This window comes from Luteimonas aestuarii, from assembly GCF_004357985.1.
In the GTDB taxonomy this organism is placed as follows: Bacteria; Pseudomonadota; Gammaproteobacteria; order Xanthomonadales; family Xanthomonadaceae; genus Luteimonas; species Luteimonas aestuarii.
The window spans coordinates 162,029-178,782 of the sequence record NZ_SMTF01000008.1 but is presented as its reverse complement, the minus strand read 5'-3'; the positions used below and the strand labels follow the sequence as shown (position 1 = coordinate 178,782).

The 16,754-nt window shown below is 68.0% G+C and carries 19 protein-coding genes; 6 read left to right on the top strand and 13 right to left on the bottom strand.

All coding sequences use genetic code 11. The annotated features are described in order from the left end of the window. Positions 1–225: 225 nt before the first annotated feature. The 8 genes from E2F46_RS11130 to nei all read right to left on the bottom strand — a co-directional run bounded on the left by E2F46_RS11130 (position 226) and on the right by nei (position 7,983). Positions 226–1,587: an FAD-dependent oxidoreductase gene (locus E2F46_RS11130; protein ID WP_243720395.1), complete on the bottom strand. Its 1,362-nt coding sequence runs from the start codon at positions 1,585–1,587 to the stop codon at positions 226–228. Then, entirely contained in the window at positions 1,584–2,858 is a 1,275-nt protein-coding gene (gene kynU, locus E2F46_RS11125) for a kynureninase (RefSeq protein ID WP_133322151.1), read from the bottom strand. Before kynU ends, E2F46_RS11130 begins: the two co-directional genes overlap by 4 nt. Positions 2,859–2,865: 7 nt before the next feature. After that, positions 2,866–3,891 (bottom strand): amidohydrolase family protein, encoded by a 1,026-nt coding sequence (locus tag E2F46_RS11120; RefSeq protein ID WP_133322150.1) that lies wholly within the window; start codon positions 3,889–3,891, stop codon positions 2,866–2,868. Between the two features lie 14 nt (positions 3,892–3,905). Next, positions 3,906–4,454, bottom strand: a complete 549-nt coding sequence (locus E2F46_RS11115) for a 3-hydroxyanthranilate 3,4-dioxygenase (protein WP_133322149.1) — start codon at positions 4,452–4,454, stop codon at positions 3,906–3,908. An 81-nt stretch (positions 4,455–4,535) separates the two neighbouring features. Then, positions 4,536–5,018 carry a RidA family protein gene (locus E2F46_RS11110; RefSeq protein WP_133322148.1) on the bottom strand — a complete coding sequence of 161 codons (483 nt, stop codon included), beginning with the start codon at positions 5,016–5,018 and terminating at the stop codon, positions 4,536–4,538. Next, a complete protein-coding gene (gene can / locus E2F46_RS11105) occupies positions 5,018–5,680 on the bottom strand; it encodes a carbonate dehydratase (RefSeq protein WP_133322147.1) in 663 nt (220 codons plus the stop codon). Before can ends, E2F46_RS11110 begins: the two co-directional genes overlap by 1 nt. Positions 5,681–5,717: 37 nt before the next feature. Then, positions 5,718–7,145, bottom strand: a complete 1,428-nt coding sequence (locus E2F46_RS11100; RefSeq protein ID WP_133322146.1) for an aldehyde dehydrogenase — start codon at positions 7,143–7,145, stop codon at positions 5,718–5,720. Between the two features lie 25 nt (positions 7,146–7,170). After that, positions 7,171–7,983, bottom strand: a complete 813-nt coding sequence (nei, locus tag E2F46_RS11095; protein ID WP_133322145.1) for an endonuclease VIII — start codon at positions 7,981–7,983, stop codon at positions 7,171–7,173. A 261-nt stretch (positions 7,984–8,244) separates the two neighbouring features. On the opposite strand from nei, the gene E2F46_RS11090 reads away from it, so the two are divergent. Beyond that, the gene (locus E2F46_RS11090; protein ID WP_133322144.1) at positions 8,245–8,691 is read left to right on the top strand and encodes a hypothetical protein; all 447 of its coding nucleotides are present in this window, start codon (positions 8,245–8,247) and stop codon (positions 8,689–8,691) included. 2 nt (positions 8,692–8,693) lie between these two features. Here E2F46_RS11090 and E2F46_RS11085 read toward each other — a convergent pair whose 3' ends face one another. From E2F46_RS11085 to asnS, 5 genes are read right to left on the bottom strand one after another with little or no spacing between them, the layout of a single operon-like run. Next, a complete protein-coding gene (locus E2F46_RS11085; protein WP_133322143.1) occupies positions 8,694–9,479 on the bottom strand; it encodes an SDR family oxidoreductase in 786 nt (261 codons plus the stop codon). Positions 9,480–9,481: 2 nt separating this feature from the next. Next, positions 9,482–10,117: an FMN-binding negative transcriptional regulator gene (locus tag E2F46_RS11080; protein WP_133322142.1), complete on the bottom strand. Its 636-nt coding sequence runs from the start codon at positions 10,115–10,117 to the stop codon at positions 9,482–9,484. Between the two features lie 29 nt (positions 10,118–10,146). Further along, the gene (locus E2F46_RS11075) at positions 10,147–10,464 is read right to left on the bottom strand and encodes a hypothetical protein (protein WP_133322141.1); all 318 of its coding nucleotides are present in this window, start codon (positions 10,462–10,464) and stop codon (positions 10,147–10,149) included. 8 nt (positions 10,465–10,472) lie between these two features. Further along, a complete protein-coding gene (locus tag E2F46_RS11070) occupies positions 10,473–10,778 on the bottom strand; it encodes a hypothetical protein (protein ID WP_133322140.1) in 306 nt (101 codons plus the stop codon). Continuing rightward, a complete protein-coding gene (asnS, locus tag E2F46_RS11065) occupies positions 10,778–12,178 on the bottom strand; it encodes an asparagine--tRNA ligase (RefSeq protein ID WP_133322139.1) in 1,401 nt (466 codons plus the stop codon). Before asnS ends, E2F46_RS11070 begins: the two co-directional genes overlap by 1 nt. Positions 12,179–12,415: 237 nt before the next feature. Here asnS and E2F46_RS11060 point away from each other — a divergent pair, with 237 nt between their 5' ends. The 5 genes from E2F46_RS11060 to rplI all read left to right on the top strand — a co-directional run bounded on the left by E2F46_RS11060 (position 12,416) and on the right by rplI (position 16,732). After that, a complete protein-coding gene (locus E2F46_RS11060; RefSeq protein ID WP_133322138.1) occupies positions 12,416–12,757 on the top strand; it encodes a HesB/IscA family protein in 342 nt (113 codons plus the stop codon). 215 nt (positions 12,758–12,972) lie between these two features. After that, positions 12,973–14,730: a DUF885 domain-containing protein gene (locus E2F46_RS11055; RefSeq protein ID WP_133322137.1), complete on the top strand. Its 1,758-nt coding sequence runs from the start codon at positions 12,973–12,975 to the stop codon at positions 14,728–14,730. A gap of 708 nt (positions 14,731–15,438) precedes the next feature. Continuing rightward, positions 15,439–15,885 (top strand): 30S ribosomal protein S6, encoded by a 447-nt coding sequence (gene rpsF, locus E2F46_RS11050; RefSeq protein WP_133322136.1) that lies wholly within the window; start codon positions 15,439–15,441, stop codon positions 15,883–15,885. 11 nt (positions 15,886–15,896) lie between these two features. After that, positions 15,897–16,127 (top strand): 30S ribosomal protein S18, encoded by a 231-nt coding sequence (rpsR, locus tag E2F46_RS11045; RefSeq protein ID WP_047135782.1) that lies wholly within the window; start codon positions 15,897–15,899, stop codon positions 16,125–16,127. 152 nt (positions 16,128–16,279) lie between these two features. Then, positions 16,280–16,732, top strand: coding sequence for a 50S ribosomal protein L9 (gene rplI, locus E2F46_RS11040; RefSeq protein ID WP_133322135.1), 453 nt, complete (start codon positions 16,280–16,282; stop codon positions 16,730–16,732). Positions 16,733–16,754: the final 22 nt, after the last annotated feature.

Sequence of the window (16,754 nt, the reverse complement as noted above, 5' to 3'; positions counted from 1 at the left end):
CTGTCAGCCACGGGCCGGGTTCCTGCGCAGGTCGGCAACGTCGGCCGTTGCGACGGCATCGTTCCCTCCAAAATGGGATTTCATCGAGGCGCGATCGTAGAAGAGGAAGCTGTCAGCCACGGGCCGGGTTCCTGCGCAGGTCGGCAACCTCAGCCGTTGCGACGGCATCGTTCCCTCCAATATGGAATGTCATCGAGGCGCGATCGTAGAAGAGGCAGCTCTCGCTCACGCGGGCGTGCCCTCCAGCAAGCCAAGGCGGGACCGCACGTCCGCATCGACAGCAGCCCAGTCGATCGCGTCGAGGTGCTCGATTCCCGCGGTGGCACGTTGGAGGATCCCGCGCTGGATCTCGCTGCGTTCCAGCGCCACCGCGTAGGGGATGCGCATGAAGCTGACCATGGCGTAGTGCGGCACGAACCGGTGCGGATGGCGATCCTGCAGCATCAGTTCCAGGGCCCGCTGCAACCGGTAGTCGGCATCGTCCACGCGGTCGCGCATCTCCAGGTAATTTTCCAGCGCCATGTGCTGGATGGCGGCGGCATTGGGCATGCGTTCGGCCTCGAATGCGGAGAACGCGGCCTCGAAGGCGTCGTGCGATTCCAGCGCATCGGCCAGCGCCACGCAGTCCTCGAAGGCGCAGTTCATGCCCTGGCCATGGAACGGCACCATGGCGTGGGCGGCATCGCCGACCAGCACGGCGCGGCCGTCGATGCGCCAGCGGTCGAGGGTGAGCGTGGCCAGCGAACCGACGGGGTTGCGCTCGTAATCGGCTTCCAGTTGCGGGATCAACGGCACCGCATCGGCGAAGTCGCTGGCGAAGAAGTCCGCGGCGGCATCGCCATCGGGTACCGTTTCGAAGCTGGGATGCGGGCCGGCGTGGGGCATGAACAGGGTGACGGTGAAGGTGCGCTCGTCGTTGGGCAGGGCGATGCACATGTAGTGGCCGCGCGGCCAGATGTGCAGGGCATTGGGCTCGATGCGGAAGCTGCCGCCGGGGCCGGGCGGGATCTCAAGTTCCTTGTAGCCGTGGTCCAGCCAGTCGATGCGCTCGCCAAGGTCGGCGACCTGCGCCATCTGTCCACGCAAGGTGGAGCCCGCGCCGTCCGCGCCGACCAGTGCAGCAAAGCTGCGCTTTTCCTCGTGGCCGTCGCCCTTGACGACGAAGGTGCTGCGGTCGAAGTCGACCTGTTCCAGCCGGCGATCGAAATGCAGCGTGGCGCCGGCCGCCTCGGCGGCCTCGATCAGCACGATGTTGAGCTCGCCGCGGTTGATCGACCAGATCACCTCGCTGTCGTCGCGGCCATAGCGTTGCAGTTCGGGTTGGCCGTCCAGCGGGTGCACCATGCGGCCGCGCATCATCACCGCCTGGCGCATCACCGCGTCGTCGGTGCCCGCCTGCCGCAAGGCATGCAGGCCGCGCTCGGCCAGGGCCAGGTTGATCGAGCGCCCGCCGGCATAGCCGTGCAGGCGCGGGTCGCCCCGGCGCTCGAACACTTCGACCCGCCAGCCGCGCTGCGCGAGCAGGGTTGCCAGCAGCGCGCCCGCGAGGCCGGCACCGATGATCGTGATTTGCCTGCCGGTGTTCACGCGCCTGCCTGCCAGCGATCGACCGCCCGTGCGAAACGCAGCACGTCGGCGTGGGTGTTGTAGAGCGGGGCGGGGGAGATGCGGATCACGTCGGGCTCGCGCCAGTCGCCGATGATGCCTTGCGCACCGAGGTGCTCGAACAGGGTGCGGCCGCGCGCGCGCCCGCCAGCGACGCGCAGCGACAGCTGGCAGCCGCGTTGTGCAGGGGCGGCCGGGGTGACGATCTGCAGCGTGTCGGCAAGGCGCGCATGGATCAGGGCTTCGAGATACCCGGTCAATCGCTTGGACCTGGCGCGCAGCGCGTCCATGCCCGCACGCGAGAACAGGTCCAGCGAGGCGCGCAGCGGCGCCAGGCCCAGGATCGGCGGATTGCTGAGCTGCCAGCCGTCGGCACCGGGCGTGGGCACGAAGTCCGGACCCATGCGGAAGCGCGTGGATTGCTCGTGGCCCCACCAGCCGGCGAAGCGCGGGCGGTCGGTGCGCGCATGGCGCTCGTGCACGAAACAGCCGGCGACCGCGCCGGGGCCGGAGTTCATGTACTTGTAATGGCACCAGACCGCGAAATCGGCGCCGCTGTCGTGCAACTGCAACGGCAGGTTGCCGACGGCGTGCGCAAGGTCGAAGCCGGCGATCGCGCCCACCTCATGCGTGATCCGCGCGATTTCCTTCAGGTCGAAGGCCTGTCCGGTGCGGTACTGCACACCCGGCCACAGCACCAGCGCCAGACGCTTGCCGTGTTCGCGGATCGCGTTCTCGATGGCGGCCATCGAGAAGGTGCCGTCGGCGTTGTCGGGCTGCACTTCGATCAGCGTGTGTTCCGGCGGCAGGCCGCGATACTTCAACTGCGACTCCACTGCATACCGGTCCGACGGGAAGGCGCCGGCTTCGATCAGGATCGCGGTGCGTTCGACGGTGGGCTGGTAGAAGCTGACCATCAGCAGGTGCAGGTTGGCGGTGAGCGAGTTCATCGCCACCACCTCGGACGGCTGTGCACCGACCACGGCCGCGAGCGGATCGCGCACCAGTTCGTGGTAGGGCATCCACGCGCCCGGCGCGGTGAAATGCGCCTCCACGGCTTCCTCGGACCACTTGCGCAGCACTTCCTCGACATGCGCCCGTGCGCCCTTCGGTTGCAGCCCCAGCGAGTTGCCGCAGAAGTAGGCCTGCTCGACACCGTCGTGGCGGGGGATCAGGAACTCGTGGCGGAACGCGCGCAGTGCATCGGCATCGTCCAGCGCGCGGGCGTGGTCGTCGGAAAACAGGTCGGTCATGGGGTGTCTATGCGAATCGGGACTGTGGCAGCCCCAGCCATTCCAGCGCGGTGCCGTGGTAGAGCCGGGCGCGTGCGGTGTCGTCCAGTGCGATCTCCTCGATGCCGGCACCGGGGACCTGTTCGCCCAGCGGGAACGGGTAGTCGGTGCCCAGCATCACCCGGTCCACGCCGCAGGTGTCCAGCAGGTAGCGCAACGCGGCGGGATCGGCCACCCAGGAATCGAAGTACAGGCGCTTGAGGTAATCGCGCGGGTTGTGCGGGTTGTCGGTAGCCACCAGGTCCGGGCGCATGTTGAAGCCGTGCTCGATGCGGCCGATGGTGTAGGGGAAGCTGCCGCCGCCGTGCGCCATGCAGATTTTCAGCTTCGGCAGCCGCTCCAGCACGCCGCCGAACACCAGCGAGCACGCCGCGCGAGACTGCTCCGCCGGCATGCCCACCAGCCACGGCAGCCAGTACTTGGGCATGGTGTCGGTGCCCATCATGTCCCAGGGATGCACGAGGATGGCCGCGCCGAGGTCGGCGGCGGCCTCGAAGAACGGGAACAGTTCCGGCGCGTCGAGGTTCCAGTGCTGGCCGTCGGGCAGGTGCACGTGCGAGCCGATCTGCACGCCCTGCAGGCCGAGCTGGTCGACGCAGCGTTCCAGCTCCTGTACCGCCAGCCGCGGCGACTGCAGCGGCACCGTGCCGATGCCGGCGTAGTGGCGCGGGAAGTCGTGGCAGGTCTGCGCCATGTGGTCGTTGAGCGCCTGGTGCAGTTCCATCGCATGCGCCGGCTTTGCCCAGTAGCTGAACATCACCGGCACGGTGCTGATCACCTGCACCTGCACGCCGAAGCGCGCGTAGTCGTCGATCCGTTCCTGCGCGTCCCAGGTCTTGGACCAGATTTCGCGGAAGAACTTGCCGTCCTTGTAGATGCGGTGGCGGCCGTCGTCGGTGTGGTGGATCACCGGAAAGCGCGCCTCGCCATATTTGCGCGCCAGGTCCGGCCAGTCGCGGGGCAGGTAGTGGGCGTGGATGTCGATCTTGAGCATGGCCGCTCCCTGGCTCAGGTGACGTCGGCCTGCGAATCGGCCTGCATCTCGTAGCGGCCTGGCCGCGGGTTGAGATGGCCGCAGGCCTTGCAGGTGCGCAGGTCGTCGTTGCGGTAGAAGGTCTCGAAGACCTTGAAGAAATCCTGCTCGATGTCACTGAGGTGGAAGTACTCCTCGTAGACCTTGGCGTTGCACTGCTCGCAGAACCACAGCAGGCCGTCGTCTTCGTGCGGCAGGCGCTTGCGTTCGATCACCAGCCCGATGGAATCCGGGCCACGCTGCGGCGAATGTGGGATTTTGGGTGGCAGCAGGAAGGTTTCGCCCGCGCGGATGTGGATGTCGCGCACGGCACCGTTTTCCTGGATGCGCAGGGTCATCTCGCCCTCCAGCTGGTAGAACCATTCCGGGCCTTCTTCCCAGTGATAGTCGGTACGCGCGTTCGGGCCGCCGACGATCATCACGATGAAGTCGCCGTCGTACAGGCACTTGTTGCCGACCGGGGGCTTGAGCAGGTGGCGGTGTTCGTCGATCCACTGCTGGAGGTTGAGCGGTGCGGGAATCATGGCGTGGTCCTCCGCCTCTCCAGGCTGCAGGAGAGGGCCGGGGTGGGGCTTTCGGTTGCGCCCATGCGGCTCGCCCCCACCCTAGCCCTCCCCCGCACGCGGGGGAGGGGATGGGGAATCCGCATGGTGGGGATTGACTGCGATGGCGGCGACGCACTTGAGTTCGATGGCGATCGGCGTAGGCAATGCGGTGATGCCGAGCGTGGTGCGGCAGGGCGCGGTGGCGGGATCGGGGAAGTATTCCGCCCAGACCGCGTTGTAGGCCTTGAAGTCGCGGGCCATGTCGGTGAGGTAGACGGTCACGTCCACCAGGTCCTCCCAGTGCGCGCCGCTGGCTTCCAGCACCGCGCGCACGTTGGCGAACACGGCATGCGTCTGCGCCGCGATGTCATGGCTGCGCAGGCGGCCATCGGCGCAGGCTTCGTTGCCGGGGATGGCATCGGTGGCCGGGTCGCGCGGTCCGATGCCGGACAGGAACAGCAGGTCGCCGACGCGCCGCGCATGCGGGTAGCGACCCACGGCCTTTGGCGCAGCCGCGGCGTGGATGCCGCCCCCGGAGGCCATCAACGGTCTTCCCGGTCGAGGCGGATGCGCGACAGCGCTGGCGCATACTGGTCGGCTAGCGCCTGTTCGCTGTCGATGTCGAGGCCCAGGTCGTGCACGCGGCCATCGCGCAACGTGTAGACCCAGCCGTAGACGTGGACGTTCTGCCCGCGCGTCCAGGCATCGCGGAGGATGGTGGTCTGGCAGACGTTGGTCACCTGCTCCAGCACGTTCAGTTCGCACAGCCGGTCATGGCGCAGCCGTTCGTCGTCGATGGCATCGAGCACGCCGTCGTGGCGGTTGGCGACGTCGCGCACGTGGCGGATCCAGTTGTCCGCCAGTCCCACGCGCATGCCCTTCAGCGCGGCCAGCACGCCGCCGCAGCCGTAGTGTCCGACGACCAGCACGTGTTCCACCTTCAGCACGTCCACCGCGAACTGGATCACCGACAGGCAGTTGAGGTCGGTGTGCACGACGACATTGGCGATGTTGCGATGGACGAACACCTCGCCCGGCGCCATGTCGATGATCTGATTGGCGGGCACGCGGGAGTCGGAGCAGCCGATCCACAGGAACTTCGGCGTCTGGATGTCCGACAGCCGTTCGAAGAAGGTCGGGTCCTCGGCCTGGATGCGCGAGGCCCAGGCTTCGTTCTTCTTCAGCAGCTCATCGAGTCGGCTCATCTCGGTTCCCTTGTCGGCGTGATCTGTATGCCCGGCATTATCGCAAAGCGAGCCCCACGTTCCTGGGTTCGGTGAAAAAGCGCATGGCTTCCAAGCCGCCCTCGCGGCCCAGCCCCGACTGGCCGACGCCGCCGAACGGCGTGCGCAGGTCGCGCATCAGCCAGCTGTTGATCCAGACGATCCCCGCGCGGATGCCGGCCGCCAGGCGGTGCGCGCGGTCGAGGTCGCGGGTCCAGACCGATGCCGACAGCCCGTAGTCCACCGCGTTGGCAAGCGCCAGCGCCTCGTCTTCCGAATCGAACGGCTGCAGCGTGACCACCGGGCCGAAGATCTCGTCGCGGTTGGTCGCGCAGTCCGGGCCCAGACCCTCCAGCACGGTCGGCGCAACGAACCAACCGGGCCGGTCCAGCGCGACACCGCCGCACGACACCTCGGCGCCTTCATCTCGGGCGCGCGCCAGCGCGGACAGCACCTTGTCGAAATGCGCCTGCGACACTAGCGGGCCGAACTGCGTGTCCGGATCGACCGGATCGCCGATGCGCAGCGCCTGCACGCGGGCCACGAAGGCCTCGCGGAACGCGACCTGGATGCTGCGCTCCACCAGCAGCCGCGAGCCGCAGAGGCAGATCTGGCCACTGTTCTGGAACGCCGAACGCACCAGCGTGTCGAGCTGGTCCTCCCAGTCGCTGTCGGCGAACACCAGGGTCGGGTTCTTGCCGCCCAGTTCCAGCGACACCTTCTTCAACAGAGGCGCGGCGATGCCGGCGATGCGCTTGCCCACGGCCGTGCTGCCGGTGAACGAAATCGCCTTGACGCGTGGATCCGATACCAGCGGCTCGCCCACGTCCGGGCCGAGGCCGTGCACCACGTTCAGCACCCCGGGCGGGAAGCCGATCTCCGCGGCGAGTTCGGCCAACATCGTTGCAGTGAGCGGCGTGACTTCGGACGGCTTGGCGACCACCGTATTGCCTGCTGCCATTGCGGGCGCAATCTTCCAGGTAAACAGGTACAGCGGCAGGTTCCAGGGCGAGATCGTGCCCACCACGCCCAGCGGCATGCGTAGTGTGTAGTTGAGCCCGGCCTGGCCGTGATGCGATTCGCTCGAAAACTGTGTGGCGGCATGCGCGAAGAAGCGCAGGTTGGCGACGGCGCGCGGAATCTCGATGTCGCGCGCGAGACGGATCGGCTTGCCGCCATCGCGCGATTCGGCCTCGGCGAACAGTTCGATGCGGGCCTCGAGGGCATCGGCCAGTCGCTCCAGCCAGCGCGCCCGCGCATCGTTCGGCAGCGCCGACCAGCCGTCGAAGGCCGCCGCCGCCGCGGCGATGGCGGCATCCACGTCGTGGGCATTGCCGCGGGCCACGGCGGCGAAGGGCTTGCCGGACGCGGGGTCGAAGACCTCGAGCCACTGGCCACTCGCCGGCTCGCGCGGAACGCCATCGATGAGGTGCAGGCAACGCTTCATGCGGGCAGCTTAACCCGCGGGATGTTCAGGTCTGGCATGCGGGGCAGGCGTACAGGCGGCGGCCGGCGAGTTCCTCGCGCACGATGCGGGCGCCGCAGCGCGGGCAGGGCAGGCCTTCGCGATCGAACACGCTGAAGCGGAAGCCCGCCGGCGTGTCGGTGATGTAGTCGGCGCGCATCCCGCTGGCCGGCTCGATGCCGCGGGTGCGGTAGCTGTTCCGAGGTACGGTCAGCAGCGCCTTGGCCAGCCGCTTGCGCTCGGTGGGCTTGAGGTCTTGCGGGCGGCGATGCGCGGAAATGCCGGCTTCGAACAGCACCTCGGCACGCAGGTAGTTGCCCATCCCCGCCAGGAAGGCCTGGTCGAGCAGCAGGGCGGCCAACGCGCGGCCCGCGAACGCGGGATCGCGCAACCGCGCCTCGACGCTTCGGGCGTCCAGTGCCGGATCGAGCACGTCGGGGCCCAGCTTCGACAGGAACGGATGACCGTGCAACGCATCGGTGCGCCACATCGCCACGTCGGACGCCGAATACAGCAGGATTGCCTGTTTCGCCGTCTCCAACGCCACGCGCAGCGAGCGCGTGGTCTCCGGACGCTCGCCCGCCGCCGCGACCTGCCAGACACCGTAGAGCTGGTTGTGGCTGTACAGCGTCCAGCCGTGGTCGAAGCGGGTCAGCAGCGCCTTGCCGTGTGGCACGATCGCCTCGATGCGGCGGCCGCGCAGCGGCTTCTCGTACTTCTTCAGCGCCGGGAATCCGAACCAGGCGCTGGCCAACGGTTCGCCGACCACCGCTTCGGCCAGCTGGTCGGCGGCGCGACGGATTTCGGGGCCTTCGGGCATTCGGGTGATCCGCTGGGTCGTGTCGCCCGATTGTGGCGCGTCATGCGGCGATCGCGCGAATCCATGCTCCGCGCGTGCGGAGTGGTCATCGGCGAAGCGACGGCGCGGATGCCCCGCGCAGGGCAGCGCCTGGTGTTGTCGCAGCACTGCCTGCGCCCTGGCGCTCGCCCGGCGTGATGTTGCGGAGGCATGTCGGTTCCCGGCGGCATTTTCCGATCCACGGAATACGGCCAATCCGGTCGAAACCTTGGAGTTCCCCGCATGTTCCGCCAATTGATCATCGCCACCCTCGCCGTCGGTTCGGCCTGCGCGACCGCGCCGGCCCTCGCGCACGGCACCTTCTGCGCGCAGCCGTTCCAGCACGCCGGCACCGTGACGGTACAGGTCGGCTACAGCGGTGTCGTGGGTCAGTTCCCGGTACCCGCCGGCAAGCGGCTGCAAGTCGAATACGTCAGCGCGGGCCTGCGAATGTCGACCAACGAAGGACGCGGCGCATTCGCCATCGGCACTCGGGTCAATGGCGTCTACGCTTCGCATCCGCTGCCGATCCTGACCGGATACGCGCTCAGCGACCGCATGACCAGCAGCCAGGTCAGCCTGTATGCCGACCCGGGCTCGTACGTTTCGGTCGAAATCAACCGCGCCACCGGGACCAACGTGGCTGCAGTCGGTCGTTTCGTCGTGACGGGGTGCCTCTACGACGTCTGAGCTCAGATCGACGCCATCCGCCCGCCGTCGACGGCGAGGCTGACGCCGGTGACGTAGGCGGCGGCGGGTGAGCACAGGAACGCGATCACGCCGCCGGTCTCCTCCGGCCTCGCCAGGCGCCCGACCGGTACGTTGGCACGCATCGCGTCGCGGATGTCGGCTTCGGTCTGGCCGGTCGCGGCCACGCGGTCGCGCACGATCTGGTCGATGCGGCCGGTTTCGGTATAGCCGGGCAGGACGTTGTTGACGGTGATGCCGTCCGGGGCCAGTTCGCGCGACAGGGTCTTGGCCCAGCTGGCGACTGCGCCGCGGGTGGTGTTGGACACGCCCAGCCCGGCGATGGGCTCGTACACCGAGGTCGAGACCACGTTGACGATGCGGCCCCAGCCGGCGGCGCGCATGCCGGGCACCACGGCCTGCACCAGCACCTGGTTGGCGAGCACGTGCTTGCCGAAGGCGTCGATGAAGGCATCGGCTTCGGCGTCGAAGACCGTGCCACCGGGTGGACCGCCGGTGTTGTTGACCAGGACGTGCACAGGCGCCTCGGCAACCAGCGCGGCAAGCGCGGTGCGCAACGCCTCGCGATCGCCCATGTCGCCCACCACGCTGCGGTGTACCTGGCCGCTTTCGCGGGGCAAGGCGGCGACCACCGCATCCAGCGCGTTCTGGCGACGCGCCAGTACGGTGACGTTCGCGCCCAGCAAGGCGAGCTCGTGCGCGGTGGCGCGGCCGATGCCTTCCGATGCGCCGCAGACAAGCGCCTGGCGGCCGGTGAGGTCGAGATCCATGGTCATTGCTCCGGTTCGGGGGAAGTGTTCTGGCGCATCAGCGCGGCCACCGCATCGGCGTTCGTATCGCCCAGCGCCTCCAGCGCCGATGCCACGGCGACCTGGTTGGCTTGCGGATGGTTCTGGCTGAGCTTGGCCTTCAGGTCGATCCGCATCGGCACGAAACGGAAACCGACGATGCCGCGCAGCTGCGCGCGATGATCGTCGCGCTGCGGTTCGAACCGCCAACCCTGGCCCACGCTGGCCTCGAAGCGGTCGCTGAGGCGGGAAACGATGTCGGCAAGCCCGGCCTCGTCGTCGAACCGCTGCAGCGTGCCGTGCAGGTGGGCGGTGGCGTAGTTCCAGGTAGGGACGCGAGCCGCCGTTTCCTTGTCGGGGTACCAGCTGGCGGAAATGTAGTGGTGCGGGCCTTGCACGATCACCAGTGCACTGTCGCCCTGCCGCGCCTGCGGATTCGGCTTCGCCCAGTGGCCTTCGATCAGGACGGCATCGCCTTCGCGGCGGTACAGCACCGGCAGGTGCGAGGCGAACGGCGCGCCCTCGGCGTCGGTGGTGACCAGGGTCACGAAGGGGTCGGCAGCGACCAGCGCATCCAGCAGCGCAAGGTCGGTCCCGGCGAAGGCGCGCGGCAGGTACATCGCTAGCGCCCGTCGCGCATCGACCGGCCCTAGGCGCGCGCGCCGAGCGACTGCACCATGCGCGGACGCAGCGCATCGTCGTGCGTGCCGACGGGTAGGGCGAGTTCGGCCAGCGAGAAGCCCCGCTCCAGCGCATCGGCTTCGTCGAGGCCGTCGAAGGCGACGAAATCGGCATCGAGCAGCATCGAACGCGCGGTGTCCTCGCTGTCGTAGACCAGCGTGTTGCCGTCGCTGTCGAAGACATCGGCGGTGCCGGCCTCGCGCACGCGAAGCCGCGCCCACACCACGGTGCGGCCCAGGCTGGCCAGCCACCATTCCTCGTGCACGTGCCGGATAGGGTCGTCCATCGTCTCGCTCATCGGAATGCAATCGCCCACAGCAGCATCAGCGCGGACATGCCCAGCGCGAACAGGGTGACGACGGCCGACACCCGCGCCGGCGTGGCCAACCCTGTGAACTGGCGGTCGGCCACCTCGCGGTAGCGCCCGGTCAGCAGCCAATGCAACGCAGACGGGCCGAGGAAGGGGCTGTCCCCCAACGCCTCGCGCACGGCCGGATGGCGGTCGCGCAGGTGCACCAGCGACAGCGGCCAGAAGATCACGAAGGCACAGATGCCACCGATGGCGATGCCCACGAAGCACAGGCCGAGGAACAGGAACATCAGTACTCCGCCGTACCGGGCGCACGCGGGTAGGGGATGGCATCGCGGATGTTGGACAGGCCGCAGACGTACACGATCAGGCGTTCGAAACCGAGGCCGAAGCCGGCGTGCGGCACCGTGCCGTAGCGGCGGAAGTCGCGGTACCAGCCATAGTGTTCGGCATCGAGCCCGAACTGCGCCATGCGCGCGTCCAGCACGTCGAGCCGTTCCTCGCGCTGCGAGCCGCCGATGATCTCGCCGATGCCCGGCGCCAGCACGTCCATCGCGGCGACCGTCTTGCCGTCGTCATTGAGGCGCATGTAGAACGCCTTGATGTGTTCGGGGTAATTGGTCACCACCACTGGGCGGCCGACATGCTGCTCGGTCAGCCAGCGCTCGTGCTCGGTCTGCAGGTCCAGGCCCCATTCGACCGGGAAATCGAACTTCTGGCCGGACTGCTGCAGCAGTTTGACCGCATCGGTGTATTCGATCCGCTCGAAGGGCGCGTTGATGAAACCCTCCAGTCGCGTGATCGCATCCTTCTGCACGCGCTCGGCGATGAAGGCCATGTCGTCGCCACGTTCGTCCAGCACCGCGCGGAACAGGTACTTCAGGAACTCCTCGGCCACGCGCGCGTCCTCGGCCAGGTCCGCGAAGGCGATCTCCGGCTCGATCATCCAGAACTCGGCCAGGTGGCGCGTGGTGTGGCTGTTCTCGGCGCGGAAGGTCGGACCGAAGGTGTAGACCTTGCCCATCGACAGGCAGAACGCCTCGACGTTGAGCTGGCCCGACACCGACAGGAACACTTCCTTGCCGAAGAAGTCGCGGGAGAAGTCGACGTTGCCCTTGCCGTCGCGCGGCAGGTTGGCCAGGTCCAGCGTGGACACCCGGAACATCTGCCCGGCGCCTTCGGCATCGGAGGTGGTGATGACCGGCGTGTTGATCCAGTAGTAGCCGTTCTCGTGGAAGTAGCGGTGCGCGGCCTGCGCCAGGCAGTGGCGGATGCGCGTGACGGCGCCGAACAGGTTGGTGCGCGGACGCAGGTGGGCGACTTCGCGCAGGAACTCCAGCGAGTGCGCCTTGGGCTGGATCGGGTACGTTTCAGGATCGTCCACCCAGCCGACGACTTCGATGGCCGATGCCTGGATCTCGAAACTCTGGCCCTGGCCCTGCGACGCCACCAGCGTGCCGGTGGCGATGACCGCGCAGCCGGCGGTCAGCCGCTTGACCTCGGATTCATAGTTGTCCAGCGTCGCCGGCGCCACCACCTGGATCGGCGCGAAGCACGAGCCGTCGCTGACGTTGACGAAGCTCAGGCCCGCCTTGGAATCGCGCCGGGTGCGCACCCAGCCGCGGACCGTGACTTCGCCGCCGGCGGGCAGCTTGCCCGCGAGCGCGTGTTCGACGCTGGAAACCGTCATGCCTTGAATCTCTGAGGAGGAGGATCGATATCGGATGAACAGTTTACCGTGCCCTCGCGGGCGACCGCTGGCAACCGGGCCGCTCATCGCTCGCCGACGTCCTGTCGATCGTCATGCCCGCGAAGGTGGGCACCCGTGGGCGTTCGAGGTCACGAAGGCCAGGCCCATGGATCCCCGTCGTCGCGGGGATGACGATACTTTCAATGATCTTCAGCCCTCCGGCGTTAGAATTGCACCATGGCCATTCACCTGACTCCCGCCGCCTTCGACCGCATCCGCCAGTTCCTCGCGGCCAACCCCGACGCGCTCGGCCTGCGCTTCGGGGTCAAGCGCACCGGCTGCTCCGGCTGGGGCTACGAGGTGGAACTGGCGCAGGCAGAGCAGGCTGGCGATACGGTCAGCGAGCAGGACGGCGTGCGCATCTACGTCGACGCCACCAGCCAGCCGATGGTCGATGGCACCACCATCGACTTCACGCGCAAGGGGTTGAACCAGGAGTTCGTGTTCGCCAACCCCAATGCCGCCGCCGAATGCGGCTGTGGCGAGAGCTTCACCACCGACGCCGACAAGGCCGCCTGACGATTCCGCGAGCGCGTCGCGAGGCACCCCGACGGTGGGTCGTCATCCCCACCGCGCAGGCGGGGATCCAGGACGTCGCTGTTCGACGTCGACACGCCCATGGGCCCTGCCTGCGCGGGGGTGGCGAGCGTAGTCCGATTGCTGCCCGGCGCCTCGCGCCGGGTCTCCTCAGCACTGAAACGGTAGACTCCGGCCATCCCATCTGAGCGCCCGCGATGTCCCGTCTCCCGCTGCTTGCCCTGTTCCTGTTCCTCGCGTGCTTCGCCGCGCCGCCCGCTGCTGCCAACGACACCGGCCAGGCGCTGCACGCCTTCTTCGAAGCCGAATGGGAGCGCGGCCTGCGCGAGAGCCCGGAGGTCGCCAGCTACCGTGGCGACCGCCGCTACAACGACCGCTGGACCGACCTCTCGCTGGACGCCATCGCCGCGCGCCAGGCCGCCGACCGCGAGGCGCTGGCAACCCTGCTGGCCTTCGACCGCGAGGCGCTGAATGACGCCGACAGGCTGCATTTCGACGTGATGCGCTGGCAACTGGAGAAGTCCATCGAGCGCCAGCAGTACCGCGAGTACCTGCGCCCGGTGAACCAGCGCGGCGGCCCGCAGACCATCGCCCAGATCGCCGAGGTGCTGCCGTTCGCCACCACCCGGGACTATCGCGACTGGCTGGCGCGGATGGCGGCGTTGCCGCGGCGGCTGGAGCAGGTGGTCGTGCTGATGCGCGAAGGCCTGGCGGCCAACGACACGCCGCCGCGGGTGCTGATGGAACGCATTCCGGCGCAGATCGCCGCGCAGGTCGTGGACGACCCCACGCAAAGCCAGTTCTACAAGCCGTTCCTGCGGTTCCCGGACACCGTGCCGGCGGCCGAGCAGGCCGCACTGCAGAGCGAGGCGCAGCGGCTCGTCGCACAGGGCATCGTGCCGGCCTATCGCGCTTTCGGCGAATTCTTCGCCAATGAATACCTGCCCGCGACCCGCACCGAGACCGCCGCCGTCGACCTGCCCGGCGGCAAGGCCTACTACGACTTCCTGGCATCCACCTTCACCACCACCGACATGACCACCGACCAGATCCATGCGGTGGGCCTGGAGGAAGTGGCGCGCATCCGCGGCGAGATGGAGGCGATCCGCAACGAAGTGGCGTTCGAAGGCGACCTGCGGGCGTTCTTCGAGTACCTGCGCACCGATCCGAAGTTCTTCCACGACACGCCCGAAGCGCTGTTCGACGCCTACCTCGCCGTGTCCAAGCGCATCGATCCGGAACTGGTGAAGGTCGCCCGCATCATCCCGCGCCTGCCGTACGGGCTGCGGCCGATCCCGGACAACATCGCGCCCGACACCACCACCGCGTACTACCAGCCAGGCGCACTCGACGGCAGCCGTGCCGGCTTCTACTACGTGAACCTGTACAGGCCCGAGGTGCGGCCGAAGTGGGAGATGATGGCGCTGTCGCTGCACGAGGCGGTCCCGGGCCACCACTTCCAGATCAGCCGCGCGATGGAACTGCCGGACATGCCGACCTTCCGCCGCACCGGCTACTTCACCGCCTACGGCGAAGGCTGGGCGCTGTACGCCGAGCGCCTGGGCTACGAGATGGGGCTCTACGACGACCCCTACGACCGCATGGGCCAGCTGGCCTACGACATGTGGCGCGCGGTGCGGCTGGTGGTCGATACCGGCCTGCACAGCAAGGGCTGGAGCCGGCAGCAGGCGATCGACTACTTCATGGACAACGCGCCCAAGACCGAGCAGGACGTGACCAACGAGATCGACCGCTACATCGGCTGGCCGGGGCAGGCGCTGGCCTACAAGATCGGCCAGCTGAAGATCTCGGAACTGCGCGACCGTGCCGAGGCACAACTCGGCGAACGTTTCGACATCCGCGATTTCAACGATGCCGTGCTCGAGACCGGCTCGGTGCCGCTGGAGACGCTGGAGCGCCACATCGACGCCTGGATCGCGGCGCGAAAGGGGTAGGGCGGGGCCCGGCGCTCCGAACCCCGGCTTTCCCGGCAGTCCCCCACCATCCCGAAATCCAGTCATCCCGGCGCAAGCCGGGACCCAGCGTCTTTTGGCTCTTCACCCAAGTGCGGGGACGCCGGGGGCGCCTGCCGGGGCCACGCCGAGTCGCGGCCCGATATCCGCTTGGTCGGCGCGGCCCCGGCAGGCGCCTCCACACATCCGGCGAACGGAACGGAAAGCCGGGGCAAAGACAGCGTCGCTTCTGCTTTTCTGAACGGGCGACGGTCTATCCGGCGCAGGTCCGATGCCACCGCAACCAAGCGGATATCGGGCCGCGACTTGCGGTGGCATCGGACCTGCGGGCCCTGCGTCGGAGCCTTTCCCTCGGTCGGGAGAGGAACCTTTTTCCCCAACGCGACCTGGCAAAGTCCGGCAGCCATACCCGCCACGCTGCAACGCGCGGGCCGCCGAAGTCCATGGGTCCCGGCTTGCACCGGGACCGGTATTCGGGGCGTCGCCCTTGCCCGGCGCCCGGTACGACGCCGGCTCGAGGGGAGAGGGAAGTCCCGGGTCCCATTTGCAGCCAAGTCCTTGATCCTCCATAATGCGCGGCTCCCTGCGGCCAGGCCGTCGGGAGCCCTTGCTCCACCGCGTCCACTCCGGGCAGCGGGGAGCTGTCCGGCCCGCCCGTCGCGGCGGCCGAATACCCGAAAGGAAACCACAATGCGTCATTACGAAATCGTGTTCCTGGTCCATCCGGACCAGAGCGAGCAGGTGCCCGCGATGATCGAGCGCTACAAGGCGCTGATCGAGGGCGGCGAAGGCAAGATCCATCGCCTCGAGGACTGGGGCCGCCGCCAGCTGGCCTATCCGATCGACAACCTGGTCAAGGCCCACTACGTGTTGTTCAACGTCGAGGCCGGCCAGTCCGTGCTCGACGAACTGGTCGAAGGCTTCCGCTTCAACGACGCGGTGCTGCGTCACCTGGTCATCCGTCGCGATGGCCCGGAGACCGAGCAGTCGCTGATCATGAAGAACAAGGACGAGAAGGGCGACAAGCCCGAGCGCGGCGAGCGTCGCCGTCGCGACGACGACGAGTCGCCGTCCACCGACAACGACAACGACAGCAGCAGTGACGGCGACAAGGCCGACACCGCCGAAGCCGCCTGAGGAGCACACCCATGTCCAAGTTCTTCCGCCGCCGCAAGTTCTGCAAGTTCACGGCCGAGGGTGTCAAGGAGATCGACTACAAGGATCTCAACACCCTGCGCCAGAACCTCACCGAGAACGGCAAGATCGTGCCGAGCCGCATCACCGGCACCAAGTCGCGCTACCAGCGCCAGCTGGCGACCGCGGTCAAGCGCGCCCGTTACCTCGCGCTGATCCCGTATACCGACAACCACAACGTCTAGGAACGAGTGGCGCCTGTGGCGCCTGGAGGAACGAGAAACGACAAGGAAAGCCTTCCTCTCGTTCCTCTTCATTCGTTCCCCATTACACCCGTCCGATTCGGACAGCCACCGTTGCGGCGCCGATGCGCCGCTAACGAATCCGGAGACACCCCATGGAACTGATCCTCCTGCAACGCGTCACCAACCTCGGCAACCTCGGCGACAAGGTCAAGGTCAAGCCCGGTTACGGCCGCAACTTCCTCGTCCCGCAGGGCAAGGCCGTACCGGCCACCGCCGCCAACTTGGCCGAGTTCGAAGCCAAGCGCGCCGATTACGAAGCCAAGGCCAAGGCCATCTCGGACGAGGCGCAGTCGCGCCTGGCCAAGCTGGAGGGCGCCAGCGTGACCATCTACGCCAACGCTTCGGCGGAAGGCAAGCTGTACGGCTCGGTCGGCCCGCGCGACATCGCCGAAGCCCTGACCAAGGCCGTCGCCCCGGTCGAGAAGTCGGAAGTGGTGATGGGCGAAGGCCCGCTGCGCAACATCGGCGAATACGACATCGTGGTGCACCTGCACGCCGACGCCGAAACCACCGTCAAGGTGGTGGTGGAGCCGGAAGCGGCCTGATCCAGGCCGCCATCGCGTGAAC